The sequence below is a fragment of the Hydrogenophaga sp. genome, assembly GCF_036675665.1.
GTDB lineage: Bacteria > Pseudomonadota > Gammaproteobacteria > Burkholderiales > Burkholderiaceae_C > Hydrogenophaga.
This window is the reverse complement of record NZ_JAKFEO010000006.1, coordinates 73,567-86,734: the sequence shown is the minus strand read 5'-3', so window position 1 is coordinate 86,734 and position 13,168 is coordinate 73,567. Positions and strand designations below refer to the sequence as shown.

The 13,168-nt window shown below is 65.4% G+C and carries 13 protein-coding genes and 1 other RNA gene; 10 read left to right on the top strand and 4 right to left on the bottom strand.

Translation table 11 applies throughout. The features are described from left to right. Positions 1-11 precede the first annotated feature (11 nt). The 4 genes from V6M63_RS00910 to V6M63_RS00895 all read left to right on the top strand — a co-directional run bounded on the left by V6M63_RS00910 (position 12) and on the right by V6M63_RS00895 (position 1,764). The gene (locus V6M63_RS00910) at positions 12-260 is read left to right on the top strand and encodes a DUF904 domain-containing protein (RefSeq protein ID WP_332738551.1); all 249 of its coding nucleotides are present in this window, start codon (positions 12-14) and stop codon (positions 258-260) included. A gap of 52 nt (positions 261-312) precedes the next feature. After that, positions 313-696, top strand: a complete 384-nt coding sequence (locus tag V6M63_RS00905) for a cell division protein ZapA (protein ID WP_056276750.1) — start codon at positions 313-315, stop codon at positions 694-696. A 70-nt stretch (positions 697-766) separates the two neighbouring features. Next, a non-coding RNA gene (gene ssrS, locus V6M63_RS00900) (6S RNA) lies at positions 767-946 on the top strand. Between the two features lie 2 nt (positions 947-948). Beyond that, entirely contained in the window at positions 949-1,764 is an 816-nt protein-coding gene (locus tag V6M63_RS00895; protein ID WP_332738549.1) for a sulfite exporter TauE/SafE family protein, read from the top strand. Here V6M63_RS00895 and rraA read toward each other — a convergent pair. After that, complete coding sequence (gene rraA, locus V6M63_RS00890; protein WP_332738547.1) at positions 1,761-2,267, bottom strand: ribonuclease E activity regulator RraA; 507 nt, start codon at positions 2,265-2,267, stop codon at positions 1,761-1,763. The genes V6M63_RS00895 and rraA overlap by 4 nt on opposite strands. A gap of 270 nt (positions 2,268-2,537) precedes the next feature. Here rraA and V6M63_RS00885 point away from each other — a divergent pair, with 270 nt between their 5' ends. From V6M63_RS00885 to V6M63_RS00870, 4 genes are all read left to right on the top strand, one after another. After that, complete coding sequence (locus V6M63_RS00885; RefSeq protein WP_332738545.1) at positions 2,538-2,987, top strand: SWIB/MDM2 domain-containing protein; 450 nt, start codon at positions 2,538-2,540, stop codon at positions 2,985-2,987. 138 nt (positions 2,988-3,125) lie between these two features. Beyond that, complete coding sequence (locus V6M63_RS00880) at positions 3,126-4,955, top strand: adenylate/guanylate cyclase domain-containing protein (protein WP_332738543.1); 1,830 nt, start codon at positions 3,126-3,128, stop codon at positions 4,953-4,955. Positions 4,956-5,314: 359 nt separating this feature from the next. Continuing rightward, the gene (locus tag V6M63_RS00875; protein ID WP_332738541.1) at positions 5,315-6,109 is read left to right on the top strand and encodes a PA-phosphatase; all 795 of its coding nucleotides are present in this window, start codon (positions 5,315-5,317) and stop codon (positions 6,107-6,109) included. Next, positions 6,106-8,106 (top strand): hypothetical protein, encoded by a 2,001-nt coding sequence (locus V6M63_RS00870; RefSeq protein WP_332738539.1) that lies wholly within the window; start codon positions 6,106-6,108, stop codon positions 8,104-8,106. The genes V6M63_RS00875 and V6M63_RS00870 overlap by 4 nt, the downstream gene beginning before the upstream one ends. A 100-nt stretch (positions 8,107-8,206) precedes the next feature. Here the strand turns inward: V6M63_RS00870 and V6M63_RS00865 are convergent, their stop codons facing one another. The 3 genes from V6M63_RS00865 to V6M63_RS00855 form a co-directional block, all read right to left on the bottom strand. Further along, a complete protein-coding gene (locus V6M63_RS00865) occupies positions 8,207-8,857 on the bottom strand; it encodes a Crp/Fnr family transcriptional regulator (protein WP_332738537.1) in 651 nt (216 codons plus the stop codon). A gap of 6 nt (positions 8,858-8,863) precedes the next feature. Further along, a complete protein-coding gene (locus V6M63_RS00860; RefSeq protein WP_332738536.1) occupies positions 8,864-9,559 on the bottom strand; it encodes a helix-turn-helix transcriptional regulator in 696 nt (231 codons plus the stop codon). Between the two features lie 121 nt (positions 9,560-9,680). Next, positions 9,681-11,381 carry a thiamine pyrophosphate-binding protein gene (locus V6M63_RS00855; protein WP_332738534.1) on the bottom strand — a complete coding sequence of 567 codons (1,701 nt, stop codon included), beginning with the start codon at positions 11,379-11,381 and terminating at the stop codon, positions 9,681-9,683. A 38-nt stretch (positions 11,382-11,419) separates the two neighbouring features. Between V6M63_RS00855 and V6M63_RS00850 the strand changes: the two genes are divergently transcribed. Together V6M63_RS00850 and V6M63_RS00845 are read left to right on the top strand one after the other, a co-directional pair. After that, positions 11,420-12,070, top strand: coding sequence for a TetR/AcrR family transcriptional regulator (locus tag V6M63_RS00850; RefSeq protein WP_056276777.1), 651 nt, complete (start codon positions 11,420-11,422; stop codon positions 12,068-12,070). 77 nt (positions 12,071-12,147) lie between these two features. Beyond that, entirely contained in the window at positions 12,148-13,152 is a 1,005-nt protein-coding gene (locus V6M63_RS00845; protein WP_332738533.1) for a Bug family tripartite tricarboxylate transporter substrate binding protein, read from the top strand. The last annotated feature ends 16 nt before the right edge of the window (positions 13,153-13,168 follow it).

Sequence of the window (13,168 nt, the reverse complement as noted above, 5' to 3'; positions counted from 1 at the left end):
GAGTCCCCAACATGGCCGATCCCAAGCACCTTGACCAGATCACCGAGCGTGTCGAACGCCTGCTGTTGCGGCACGAAGAACTGCAGCGCACCAACGCCCTGCTGGTCGAGCAGGTGCACACGCTGCAGGCCGAGCGCGACTCACTCAAGTCCCGTCTGATGGCCGCGCGCGCGCGCATCGATGCGCTGCTGGAGCGCCTCGCACCCAGCCACATCGACCCGGCCAATGCCCAGCCCGACAACCACAAGGACCGCGCATGAGCGCAGCGCCCCAGCCAGCTCGCACCGCAGTGCATAGCACGGAGGTTTTCCAATGAACAAGCCAGGCAGCAAGCAGATCGAGGTTCAGATCATGGGCCAGAGCTATCTGCTCTCGTGCCCGCCCGGTGGAGAGTCGTCGCTGCTCGACGCGGTTGAACGCGTGGACACCGCCATGTGCCGCATCCGCGATGCGGGCAAGGTGAAAGCACGCGACCGCATCGCCGTGCTGGCCTCGCTCAATCTGGCGTTCGAACTCTCTCAGAAAGAAGCCGAGAGTTTCCAGGCTTCGTCATTTGGCCAGCCCGACAACAGTGCGTTCGCCGAGGCCGGTGGCGCCTTCGACCACGAGCCCCTGGACCCGCAAACCCAGGCCCGCGTTGATGAACTCATGCGCCGTCTGGACCAGACACTCGACAAGGACGGCCGGTTGCTCTGACACCGTCCGTCACTGCGCTCTCTTTTCTTTTCCGCTGGCCCGCACGGGCCTCGCGCAGCACCTACAATTTCCCTGTCTGCAGTGCGCGCCGGGCTTTATATTTCCTTGAACCAATGCTCATAGAGCCCGGGCTTGGTACATTGCGTGGCTGGCGTGAGCGTCTCGCGTCAGACGATCCCAAAGCCACGCTGCCCTTGCCCACCTGAACCCCGGTTCAGGATGCCGGTCCGGCGGCACTTGCAGACACCTTTCATGCCTTTCGATCCCCTGTTGATTCTTGAATTGGCCGTGCTCGGCCTGGGTACCGGTTTTCTGGCCGGCTTGTTGGGAATCGGTGGAGGCATGCTCATGGTGCCCTTCATCACCTTCATCCTCTCGGCTCGGGGTGTGGAGGCTGACCTCGCCGTCAAGATGGCCATCGCCACCTCCATGGCCACCATCATCTTCACCTCCATCTCCAGCGTTCGCGCGCACCACCAGCGCGGAGCCGTGCGCTGGGACATCGTCAAAGGCCTTGCACCGGGCATCGTGCTGGGTTCGATGATCGCCAGCCTGGGCGTGTTCGCCTTGCTCAAGGGCAGCTGGCTCGCCTTCTTCTTCGCCGGCTTCGTGAGCTTCTCGGCCACACAGATGCTGCTGGACAAAAAACCCAAACCCACGCGCACCATCCCCGGCACCCCCGGCCTGCTCGGCGCGGGCGGCGTGATCGGTTTCCTCTCCGGCCTGGTCGGTGCGGGTGGCGGATTCGTCAGCGTGCCCTTCATGACCTGGTGCAACGTGACCATCCACAACGCGGTGGCCACCAGCGCAGCGCTCGGCTTTCCCATTGCACTGGCCAACGCCGCGGGCTACATCATTGCCGGGCAGAACGTGCAGAACCTGCCCGCAGGCGCGGTGGGCTACATCTACCTGCCGGCGCTGGCGGTGATCGCCTGCGTGAGTGTGCTGATGGCGCCGCTGGGCGTGAAGGCAGCGCACGCGCTGCCGGTGAAGTCGCTCAAGCGCGTGTTCGCCGGTCTGCTCTACATGCTCGCGGCGTACATGCTCTACAAAGGCATAACAGCCTAAGCAGCAAGCGCTCGGTCGACCACAACGATGCCGTCCTCATCGGCATAGAGCCAGTCGCCCGGTCTCACCCACACACCCTGAATCTGCACCGCCACATCGCGCTGGCCTTCGTTGCGCTTCTCGGTGGGCAGCGGCATGGATGCCAGCGCGCGGATGCCGGTCTGGCTGGTCGCGAGTTCTGCCACGTCACGCACGCAGCCATCGATCACCACACCGGCCCAACCGTTGCGCGCAGCCGCTGCGCCCAGGTTGCCGCCCAACAAGGCGCGGCGCAGCGAGCCGCCACCGTCGACCACCAGCACGCGGCCCTCGCCCGCGCTGTCCACCGCCGCCTTCACCAAGGAGTTGTCTTCGAAGCATTTGACGGTGACCACCGGTCCGCAGAAGCGGCGCACCGCACCAAAATCGCGGAACACCGGTGGCAGCACGCGAAAGGCGCCAGAGGTCTCGTTCTTGTGTGCATCGCACAGATCGCAGGTGGCAAAGGGTGGTGTGTTGGTCATGGCATTTCCTGTCGAAAACTGAAGCGCGAACAGTGAGGAAAACAGCGCCGCATTTGAGCAGATGCGCCTGCACGCCGCGCCGCTGGCGGCTCTGCGTGCGTCGAAGTGTTGTTTTCCTCGCCAAAAAGCAGCTTCCCCCCTCTGAAAACGAAGAAAAAACCGCGTAGCCCACCTTGGATTGCAAGTGCATCTCCATTAGCATCCGAGACACCAGTGTGAAAGCGCGTTTTCCACTGGGGACAAGTCAAACTTCTAGAAGGAAATTCAACCATGGCAACTGCGAAAAAAGCTCCCGCTAAAAAAGCGGCCCCGGCCAAGAAGGCTGCTGCTCCGGCAAAGAAGGCCGCTCCGGCCAAGAAAGCCGCGGCACCTGCCAAGAAGGCTGCTCCTGCGAAGAAAGCTGCTCCGGCCAAAAAGGCCGCTCCAGCCAAAAAAGCTGCACCCGCCAAGAAGGCAGCTCCTGCCAAGAAGCGCACCCCCAACGCTGCGTTCATGAAGGCACTGACCCCCAGCGCCGCCCTGGCCGCCATCGTGGGTGCAAACCCCCTGCCGCGCACCGAAGTGACCAAGAAGATCTGGGAGTACATCAAGAAGAACAAGCTGCAGGACTCGGTGAACCGTCGCATGATCAATGCCGACGCCAAGCTCAAGGAAATCTTCAAGAAGGCCCAGGCCTCCATGTTCGAGATGACCAAGCTGGTCAACGACCACCTGAAGTGATCCTGGCTTTCGCACCCGGTTGGGTGTGATTCCCCAGCAAAGCCGACGCAAGTCGGCTTTGCTGTTTTTGCCATCTCCACAACCGACCTCAAGAGCAGTTGTGAGAAACTGCAACACAACCCGCATACCCCCACCGGCATGACCAGCAGCCCCACCCCGAACACCTTGCAGACCCCGGACGACACAGGGGCCGGGGAGACTGCACTTCCACTGCCGCAGCAGCGCCACAAGGTGGTGCTGGTGATGGACCTGGTGGAGTCGGTGCGCCTGATGGCCGCCAACGAGGCCGCCGTGGTGAACCAATGGCGCGGCTTTGTGCACCACGCCACCAGCACGGTGCTGCCCGACTGCAAGGGCCGCATGGTCAAGAGCCTGGGCGACGGCATGCTGGTGGAGTTCGACCAGCCCACCGATGCGGTGCGCGCGGCCCTCACGCTGCACAAGTACTTTGCCCCGCTCAACGACACCTTGCCGGTGAACCAGCAGCTGTTTCTTCGGGCCGGGCTGAACGCCACGCACCTGTATGCCGACGAGAACGACGTGTATGGCCACGGGGTGAACCTCGCGGCCCGCGTGGCCGACCTCGCCGCCCCGGGCGAGACCATCATCACCGCCAGCATCTTCGACGGCATCGTGGTCGGCATGGATGCCGAGGTGGAAGACCGCGGCGAAAACTACCTCAAGCATTGGCCCGAACCGGTTCGCACCTGGGCCGTCCATCCCGTGAGTGCGGGGTCGTCCGCGATCCGCGCCCAGGTGCCAGAGGGCACCGCGCTGGACTTCCGCCCTTCGATCGCCGTCGTCCCCTTCGAGACGCGCAGCCACGTCACCGAGCAGTTCGTCATTGGCGAGCTCATTGCCGACGGCGTCATCGCGCAACTCGCGCGCAGCCCTGATCTGCGCGTGATCTCCCGTCTGTCCACCACGGCTTTCCGGGGGCGCACCTCTTCCGCAGGCGAAATCGGTCGGCACCTGGAGGCCACCTTTGTGCTGGGCGGCAGCTACGTGACCTACGGCGACAAGGTCGTGATCATGGCGCAGCTCACCGACAACCGCCGCGAAGAAGTGATCTGGGCCGACCGGCTCACAGGCGACGTGCGAGACCTGATGGAAGCCCAGAGCGCGCTGCTGGACGCCCTGTGCTCGGCCTGTTCCAAGGCATTGCTGAACGACGTGGTGCAACGCACTCTGGTGCTGCCCCTGCCCCAGCTCGACAGCAACGCCCTCTTGCTCGGTGGCATCACGCTCATGCACCGCTCCACGCCGCGAGACCTTCAACGCAGCCACCAGTTGCTCGAAGCGGTGGTGGAGCGCCACAAGCGTGTGGCCACGCCCTGGGCCTGGCTGGCCAAGTGGCACATCATGCAGGTGGTGCAAGGGCTCTCGGCCGAACCCGCGCGAGACTTTCAGCGCGCCATTGACACCGCAGACCGAGCACTCGACTTGGAACCCGCGAGCTCGCTGGCCATGGCCATCAAGGGGCATGCGCTGTGCCACCTCGGTGAAGACGTGGATGCATCACACCGTTTGCTCCAGGAGGCCACGCAAAGCAATCCGAACGATCCGATGGCCTGGCTGTACAACAGCGTGTGGTCGACGATGTGGGGCACGCCCGAGGATTCGATGGTGGAGGCCGAGAACGCCCTGCATCTCTCGCCATTGGACCCGCAGAAGTACTACTTCGAGATGATGCTGGCCAACAGCTATCTGGCCACTGGACGACTCTCGCAAGCAGTCGATCTCTGCCGATCCTCCCTCGCCAAAAACCGCTATCACCTCCCCACCCTGCGCGCCATGCTGATCGCGCAGTTTGAAATGGGGTTGGTCAACGAAGCGCGCGAGACATTTGCGTTGATCATGGCGCTGCAACCCGATTTCACTTTGACCAAGTACCTCGCGGCTGGTCGCCACAGTCGTCTGCGGCAGCGCGGAGCCAAAGTGTTCAGCGAGATGGGCTTGCAACACTGATCAATTTCGATTTTTCAACCCAGACAGGAGCAACAATCATGAGCGGAGGAGCCAGCGGAGGAGCCAGCGGAGGTGCAAGTGGAGGAGCCAGCGGTGGGGCGAGTGGAGGAGCAAGTGGTGGGGCGAGTGGCGGAGCAAGTGGAGGCGCGAGCAATTCGGTGGTTTATGCCGACGCCCTGCTGTTAAGTCGCGCGGCCATCGTCGGCCCATTCGTTGGGGCCACTCTGCACGTCAACGAACCTGTTTTCGACAAGCCCGACAACCTCAGGCTGTGGGCCGATGGCCCCCGCGTTGAAGCCTGTTTCACCGAACTCGTCGAGGGACTGCTCTTCAAAACGCGAAATGCTTCCAAGGAGGCGATGCTGGAATTTGCCAACCTGCAAGCCAGCAACATCCAGCGCAAACCCCTGGTGAAACTGCGCGCACCGACAAAGGCGCAGTTCAAGAAGCAGCTTGACCTGGTCGCCGCTTACGCCGACCTGCGCGCCGACCGCGCCGCCGAGATCGTCGCGCAAGTGGTGCCTCCCATGGCCTTCTTGTCATCTGTGGTGGGGCTTACCGCGCACCGGCACAAGAAAACACTGCAACTCTTGGATCTGGTGTTCTCGCTGTGTGTTCACGTCGAGATGCGCTTCAAGCACATCTTCGCCAGCCTTCGTCCAGTGGCCATGTCGCCGCAGATCCAGCCCATGATCGAGACGCCGGGGCACGGCAGCTGGCCCAGTGGTCACGCCACCGAAGCGTTTGCCATGGCCGTGCTGCTGGAGGCGCTGCTCAATGCCGCGCCCGGTGCTGGCACTCCCCCCAACGGCACCGAGAGTCGCGAGCAGTTGCAGCGACTGGCCGCACGCGTTGCGACCAACCGCGTGGTGGCCGGGGTTCACTTTCCGGTTGACAGCGCGGCCGGGCGCCTGCTCGGCACCGCTCTGGCCGAATTCCTGGTCGCCCGTGCCACCGGCACCAAGGTGCACGAACGCGGTTTCGACGGCCGCCTGTTCGAAGGCCCCCATGGCGAACCGTTGGACTTCAGCCTGCACCAGTCGATGGACCACACCAGCGGCCACGCCTACACACGATCGGCGAGCACCACGGGTGTGGGCAACGCGCCCCTGGTTGCCTGGCTGTGGGAGGAAGCGATCAAGGAGTGGGCATGAGCACAGCGCCGGGCCGCTCCCAAGCAAGCTCGCACCGCAGCCCGCAGGGCGAAGGTACCTCAGTGAGCGGCGCCAACTGGTCGCCCCTGCCCACCGGCGAATTCACCGGCATCCACTGGAGCGCGCCTGGCGCGATTGACGGGCAAGACCCTTACCTGGCCTGGGCCGAAGCCGACCAGTTCGCCGGCTACCGCGTCAAGCCCAAAGGCAAGCCGCCGAAGTGGCTGCCCATCGTCATCGAGCTCACGGCACTTGCCGATGTGCCGGCGCTGGTGGCGGCCTCCAGCACGAAGTGGCTGCAGATACCGCGCGTGTACCTCAATCTGCCCGCGCTGCGCTTTTGCACGGCGCATGTGAAGCCCAAGTTTTTTCAGCGGCTGCGCTCCGATCCGCAACTGCGCGGGCTGATCCAGCGCCTGGAGCTCGGCCTGCCGGTGGCCCACCACACGCAGCCGATCCACGACCCCTGCACGCCGGGCGCACATCCCGTCAACGCACCCGATCGCCTGAACGGAAAGGTCCTGGGCCTGATCGATGGCGGACTGGCGTTTGCCAATCAGGTCTTCCTCAACACCAAAGGCCGCACACGGGTGAAGCACTTCTGGCGCCAGGACGACACGCAGGACGGCAACTGGCCCGGCAACGAGCCGCACCACCAGACGCCGCTGGACCCCGCCCGCGCCGGCCCCCGACCACGCGACATGGGCTATGGCCACGAACTCTCGGGCGCGGCCATCGACGCGGCCATGGCGGCCTGCACACACCATGGCCGGCTGGACGAGGACGCGCTCTATGAGCACCTCCAGCTGTGGGACCTGAGCAAACCCGTCAACCACGGCACGCACGTGATGAGCCTGGCCTGCGGCAAGGGCAACCTGCTGCACCCCATGGACGACGAGGCCAGTCGCTGCGACCTGATCGCGGTGCAGCTGGACTGGTCCAACGTGCTCGATACGTCTGGCGGTGCGATGAACGTGAGTGTGCTCGACGCACTCATGTACATCCTGGCGCGCTGCACGCCCCAAGCCCAACTGGTGGTGAACATCAGCTGGGGCACGCTGGCGGGCCCCCACGACGGCAGCTCCATCCTGGAGGCTGCGATGGACCAGCTGATCGATCTGTGCGGTGGACGGCTGCAGGTGACGGTGCCCGCGGGCAATGCCTACCAGAGCCGCACCCACGCCAACGACACGCTCGCACCGGGTGCATCGGTGCCCTTGCACTGGCGTGTGCAGCCCGACGACCGCACGCAGAGTTTTCTGGAGATCTGGCTGCCCGACGATGCGCAAGGTGTCGAGATCAGCGTGACACCCCCCGGCCATGCGCAGGCTTTGCCACCGCTGCGCAAGGGCCAGTCGGGTCTGTGGCTGAGGGCCGATGACCTGCCGATGTGCGGTCTGATCTTTCCGAACGACTCGGCGCTGGGCATCGGCAGCACCTGCGCCCTGCTGGCGCTGGCGCCCACGTTCAGCCGCAATGCCAAGGCAGTCACCGCACCATTCGGCTCATGGCAAGTGAAGTTGACCAACACCGGCACCGAGCCCGTGGTGTTCGACGCCTATGTGGAGCGGGACGACGTTGCGCTGGGCCAGAACACGGGCGCGCGGCAGTCCTACTTTGAAGACGCGTGGTACGACACCAGCGGCAACATCGGCAGCTTCGTGGACCACCCGGGCAACCCCACGCCCATCCGGCGCAGCGGCACCTTCAACAGCCTGTCGACCGGGCAGAGCACGGTGAGCGTGGGCGGCCTTCGCCGGCACGCATCGCCCAGCGGGCACTTCGCGCTGTACTCCCCGCGCAAACCCGACCCGGACGCCAGCCGTCCGCAACGCCCCGGCGTGAAAAAAGTGCCCGACACACTGGCCGGGAGCGACACCAACCCCGCCCTGTGGGGTGTGCTGGGTGCCGGCAGTCTGAGCGGGAGCGTGGTGCGGCTGGCGGGCACCAGCTCGGCCGCGCCGCAGGAGGCGCGCCGCCTGATCAATGGCGTTTGAGTGCCAGCACTCTCCAACCGGGAACACCGCGGAGCCGGCTTCGCCGGGCCGCAGGTGTTGCCCCCTGGGGGGAAGCGCCGAAGGCGCATCGGGGGGAGCGCTACCAGCGGGCCGGCAAGGTCTTGAGCAGCCAGATCCAGCGCTCGCGCACGGCGATGTAGCCGCCGGTCTCCAGGTCTTTCAGCAGGCGGCTCACCATCTCGCGTGAGCACGCCAGGTGTTGAGCCATCTGCTGGTGGGTCAGGCGCTCCTTGAGCGCGCGCTCACCCCGCTCGTTGGGCATCTGCGCCAAGGTGTTGAGCAGCCGGACCAGGCGACCGTACACGTCGATCAGCGCCACGCTGCGTGCGCTCTCGGTGGCCAGCCGGGCGCGGCGGATCAGGCGCGCCATGAGCTCCAGGGCGAATTCGGGGTGCTCGGCGATGTAGGCCAGCAAGGTGGCGCGGGTCACCACCGAACAGGTGCTGGGCTCGGCGGCTTCCACGTTGGCCGAGCGGGGCCCGCCATCGAGCGACATCTCACCGACATACTCCAGCGGACCGTAGAGGCCCAACGTGAGTTCGCGGCCGTTGTTGTCCGACAGGAAAGCCCGCAGGCGTCCCTGCAGCACGATGTACAGCGTGTCGCCGGTCTCGCCTTCCTGGATCAGCAGCGTGCCGCGCCGATAGCGGCGCTGCACGCCCTGCGAGGCCAGCGCTTCAATGTGTTGGTTGGGATGGGCAAATACAGAGGCGGAAGGTATGACTGGCATCCATGCTCACGGGTGGATTGACTCCGCGGCATTGTGGGGCATGGGCATCACGATGCGCAAGGCAGGCACCACCGGGGGCAGGCTGTTGATGCGCTGCAGCAGCCGGCGGATGCTGGCCGAGCCCGCCTTCTCGCGCAGGGTCTTGATCTGGCTGCGGATGGTGGACGAGGCCACGCCGTGCTCGGACGCGATCTCGGGGATCTCCAGGCCGCGGCACAAACCCATGAGCACCGCTTCTTCGCTCGGGCTCAAACCAATGGTTCGGGCAAACATGCGCACCGCCAGGTTGTCGCAGGTGCTCTGGCGCGACAGCATCACCAGCACGGTGGGCGGGTCGGCTTCGAGCGGGTGGCTCAAGGGCGTGAAGGTCATGGCGAGCTCACGCTCACCCTTGTTGAGCAGCGCCAGTCGGCGCTGGCCGCGAAACGCCGCCTCCATGGCCAGTTGCAACTGCGCGGTGAACTCGGCATTGCTGCCCAGCAGCATGTTGCCGTACGACATGAGCATCCGTCCGCTGGCGAGTTCGTGCCGCGCCAGGTGGTTGGCATGCAGGATCGTGCCCTGCGCATCGACGATCAGCATGCCGTAGTCGACCTCGTCGAGCACGCGCAGCAGGTGTGCCCGCCCCATGGAGGGCTGACCTGGCACCCCGCCCAGCTCGTGAACCTCGGATACCTTGGTTGCACCGGTTGCTTGCCACATGGCCACTCTCCTTTGATTGGATGGACCAGTCTAGGCAGGCGGTGCGTTCAGAGGGTGTATGGGAGTGCCGGGGTCTTTGTGATGTATTCACCAAACAGCCACGCGCCCGGGCGCGTGGCGATCAGCTGGGCGATTGCGCGCGCGCCCGGATGGCGGCCAGCGTGCCACGTGTCGTGATCACATCCACATCGATCATCACCTCGATCAGGCTGCCGCCCGGCGCGGCCAGGGCGCGCTGCAGCGCGGGCTCGAACTCTGCCGTGTGCGTGATGCGCTCGGCTGCATAACCATAGGCGCGGGCCAGTGCGCAGAAGTCGGGGTTGGACAATGCCGAGCCGCTGACGTTGGCCGGGTACTCGCGCTCCTGGTGCATGCGGATGGTGCCGAAGCTGCCGTTGTTGAGCAGCAGCACGATGCTTTTCGCACCATGTTGCACGGCCGTGGCCAGTTCCTGGCCGTTCATGAGGAAGTCGCCGTCGCCCGCGATGGTGAACGCGGTGCGCCCGGTGAGGATGGCCGCACCGATGCCGGCCGGCACGCCGTAACCCATGGCGCCGTTGGTGGGTGCGAGCTGCGTCTTGTGGCCTTTGGCCAGACCGTGGTGGCGGTAGAAGCGGTGCAACCAGCTGGCGAAGTTGCCGGCGCCATTGGTGAGCACGGCGTCGACCGGCAAGTGCTTCTGCAGCGTGTGGACGATGGCCGGCATGTCGATGGTGCCGGGCAAGGTGATGCCGCCGTTGGCGGGGTCGATGTTGGCGAGGTAGTCGGCGTGGCAGGCCTGCGCCCAGTCGGCCCACTTCACATCGGGTGGCGCGGTGAGCACCTCCAGGCTGCGCGCCGCCGCGTTCATGGTGGCGTTGATCGCCAGCGTGGGCTGGTAGACGCGGCCCAGCTCTTCGGCGCTGGCGTGGATGTGCACCAGCTTCTGTTTCGGCACCGGTGCCTCGATCAGCGTGTAGCCGCCGGTGGTGGCTTCGCCCAGGCGCGGGCCAATGGCGATCAGCAGATCGCTCTCGCGCACGCGCGCCGCCAGTGCCGGGTTGATGCCCAGCCCCACGTCGCCCGCGTACAGCGGGTGGTGGTTGTCGAAGGTGTCCTGGAAGCGGAACGCGTTGGCCACCGGCAGTTGCCAGTTGTCGGCGAAGCGCTGCAACGCAGCGGCCGACTGCGGCGTCCAGCCGCCACCACCGGCGATCACCAGCGGGCGCTCGCTGGCCAGCAGCAGCGTGCGCAGTTCGCGCAGCGCGCCCGGGTCGCTCCAGGCCTGCACCGGCTCCACGCGCGGCAAGGGCCGCGCGTCCACGGTTTGCGTGAGCATGTCTTCGGGCAGCACCAGCACCACCGGGCCGGGCCGGCCGTTCATGGCGGTGGCAAAGGCACGCGACACGTACTCGGGAATGCGGCGCGCGTCGTCGATGCGCTCCACGCGTTTGGCCATGCCCTTGGTGGACGGACCGAAGAACGATGCGTAGTCCACCTCCTGGAAGGCCTCGCGGTCGCGCGCGTCGCTGGCCACATCGCCCACGAACAGCACCATGGGTGTGGAGTCCTGGAACGCCGTGTGCAGACCGATGGAGGCGTTGGTGGCGCCCGGGCCGCGCGTCACGAAACACACGCCCGGCCGGCCAGTCAACTTGCCCTGGGCTTCGGCCATGAAGGCCGCACCGCCTTCCTGCCGGTTGGTGATGAAGCGGATACGCTCGGCGTGGGCGTGAAAGCCGTCGAGCACGGCGAGGTAACTTTCACCGGGAACACCGAAGGCGTGGGTCACGCCTTGGGCAATCAGGCATTCAACGAGCAGATGGCCGGCTATGCTGGGCATGGATTGACTTTATTAACCATATGGGGAATTATTCCAGCATGAGCACCACACCCACACCGGTTGCAGAAGAGCGCCTGAGAGACGCCGACCGGTCGCAGAATACCATCCTGAACGCGGCGCGCGACGAGTTCTCGGAGCATGGACTGGGGGGTGCGCGCATGGACCGCATCGCCGAGCGCGCGGGGCTGAACAAACGCCTGATCTACTACTACTTCGAAGACAAGGAGAAGCTGTTCCAGGCGGTGCTGGAGCAGGCCTACCGGCAGATCCGCGAGGAGGAGCGCCAGCTCAACCTGCTGCACCTCAAACCCGAAACCGCGCTGCGCCGGCTGGTGGAGTTCACCTGGAACTACTACCTTGAACATCCCGAATTCCTCACCCTGCTCAACAGCGCCAACCTGCACCGCGCGCGGCATCTCGAACAATCGGAACGGGCGCGCCAGCTCAACTCGCCGCTGATCGCCACGCTGGGCGAAATCCTGGAACGCGGTCGCGCAGACGGCACGTTTCGCGGCGGGGTCGATCCGCTGCAGCTCTACGTGTCGATCGCCGGGCTGTCGTACTTCTACCTGTCGAACAACCACACGCTGTCGGCCATCTTCGGACGCGATCTCATGACGCCCAAGGCGCACAGCGAAAGGCTCTCCCACATGTGCGACGTGATCCTAGGGTATGTCCTGATGAACTGAGCGGGTTTGCGGCTTGACGTTGGGCAGGCGGATTTTTATTATTAACCGCCCGGTGAATTAAACCCAGGAGACATTGCATGACCACCGTTCCCGTCCGCCAACTGCTCATCACCTCCCTGCTCGCGGTGGCCTCGGCCAGCGCGATGGCCCAATGGAAGCCCGACCGACCGATCACCTTGATCGTGCCCTGGGCGCCGGGCGGCTCCACCGACCAGGTTTCGCGCGTGACCGCGGCCGAGCTGGAGAAGCACCTCGGCCAGAAGATCGTCATCATGAACCAGCCCGGCGCCTCGGGTTCGGTGGGCACCAAGAACGCCATGGCCGCACCGGCCGACGGCTACACCTGGACCGCCGGTGGCGCCAAGGACCTCGGCACCTACAAGGTGCTCGGCATGCTCGACACCTCGGCCAGCGACTGGAACCTCTACCTCAACGTGGCACACATCGCGGTGGTTGGCGTCAATGCCGACACGCCGTACAAGACCATGACCGACCTGCTCGCGGCCATGAAGGCCAAGCCGGGCGCGGTCTCCGTGGCCACCGCGGGCGTGAACTCCAGCGGCCACTCGGCCATCGAGGCGATCGCGCGCGTGGCCGGCGTCACCTACAAGCACGTCACCTACGACGGTGGCGCCCCCGCCGCCGTGGCCGCTGCATCGGGTGAGACGGAAGTGACCACGCAGCTCGCGGCCGAGCAGACCGACATGATCCGTGCCAAGAAGATTCGCCCGCTCGCGGTGGTGGGCGACAAGTCGATCGAGATCGAAGGTTTCGGCACCATCCCGCCGCTGTCGCAGTTCATCCCCGGGTTCAAGGACCCGATCAACTACTTCGGCATCTTCGTGCCCAAGGGCGCACCGCCCGAGGTGAAGCAGACGCTGGACAAGATCTGGGCCACCGAGATGGTCAAGAGCGAAGCGCTGAAGAAGTACGCGCAATCGCGTGGCGCCATGTTCGCGCCGATGGCGGGCGAGGAAGCCCAGAAGGCGGTGTTCCCGGCCATCCAGTCGTACGCCTGGACACAACAAGCCGCCGGCAAGGCCAAGGTGTCACCCGACACCGTGGGCATCCCCAAGCCCTGATTCCCCCACACGGAAC

Coding starts and splice junctions, on each gene's coding strand:
- V6M63_RS00910 (WP_332738551.1), top strand. CDS start 12: ATGGCCGATCCCAAGCACCTTGACCAGATCACCGAGCGTGTCGAACGC.
- V6M63_RS00905 (WP_056276750.1), top strand. CDS start 313: ATGAACAAGCCAGGCAGCAAGCAGATCGAGGTTCAGATCATGGGCCAG.
- V6M63_RS00895 (WP_332738549.1), top strand. CDS start 949: ATGCCTTTCGATCCCCTGTTGATTCTTGAATTGGCCGTGCTCGGCCTG.
- rraA (WP_332738547.1), bottom strand. CDS start 2,267: ATGACCAACACACCACCCTTTGCCACCTGCGATCTGTGCGATGCACAC.
- V6M63_RS00885 (WP_332738545.1), top strand. CDS start 2,538: ATGGCAACTGCGAAAAAAGCTCCCGCTAAAAAAGCGGCCCCGGCCAAG.
- V6M63_RS00880 (WP_332738543.1), top strand. CDS start 3,126: ATGACCAGCAGCCCCACCCCGAACACCTTGCAGACCCCGGACGACACA.
- V6M63_RS00875 (WP_332738541.1), top strand. CDS start 5,315: ATGCTGGAATTTGCCAACCTGCAAGCCAGCAACATCCAGCGCAAACCC.
- V6M63_RS00870 (WP_332738539.1), top strand. CDS start 6,106: ATGAGCACAGCGCCGGGCCGCTCCCAAGCAAGCTCGCACCGCAGCCCG.
- V6M63_RS00865 (WP_332738537.1), bottom strand. CDS start 8,857: ATGCCAGTCATACCTTCCGCCTCTGTATTTGCCCATCCCAACCAACAC.
- V6M63_RS00860 (WP_332738536.1), bottom strand. CDS start 9,559: ATGTGGCAAGCAACCGGTGCAACCAAGGTATCCGAGGTTCACGAGCTG.
- V6M63_RS00855 (WP_332738534.1), bottom strand. CDS start 11,381: ATGCCCAGCATAGCCGGCCATCTGCTCGTTGAATGCCTGATTGCCCAA.
- V6M63_RS00850 (WP_056276777.1), top strand. CDS start 11,420: ATGAGCACCACACCCACACCGGTTGCAGAAGAGCGCCTGAGAGACGCC.
- V6M63_RS00845 (WP_332738533.1), top strand. CDS start 12,148: ATGACCACCGTTCCCGTCCGCCAACTGCTCATCACCTCCCTGCTCGCG.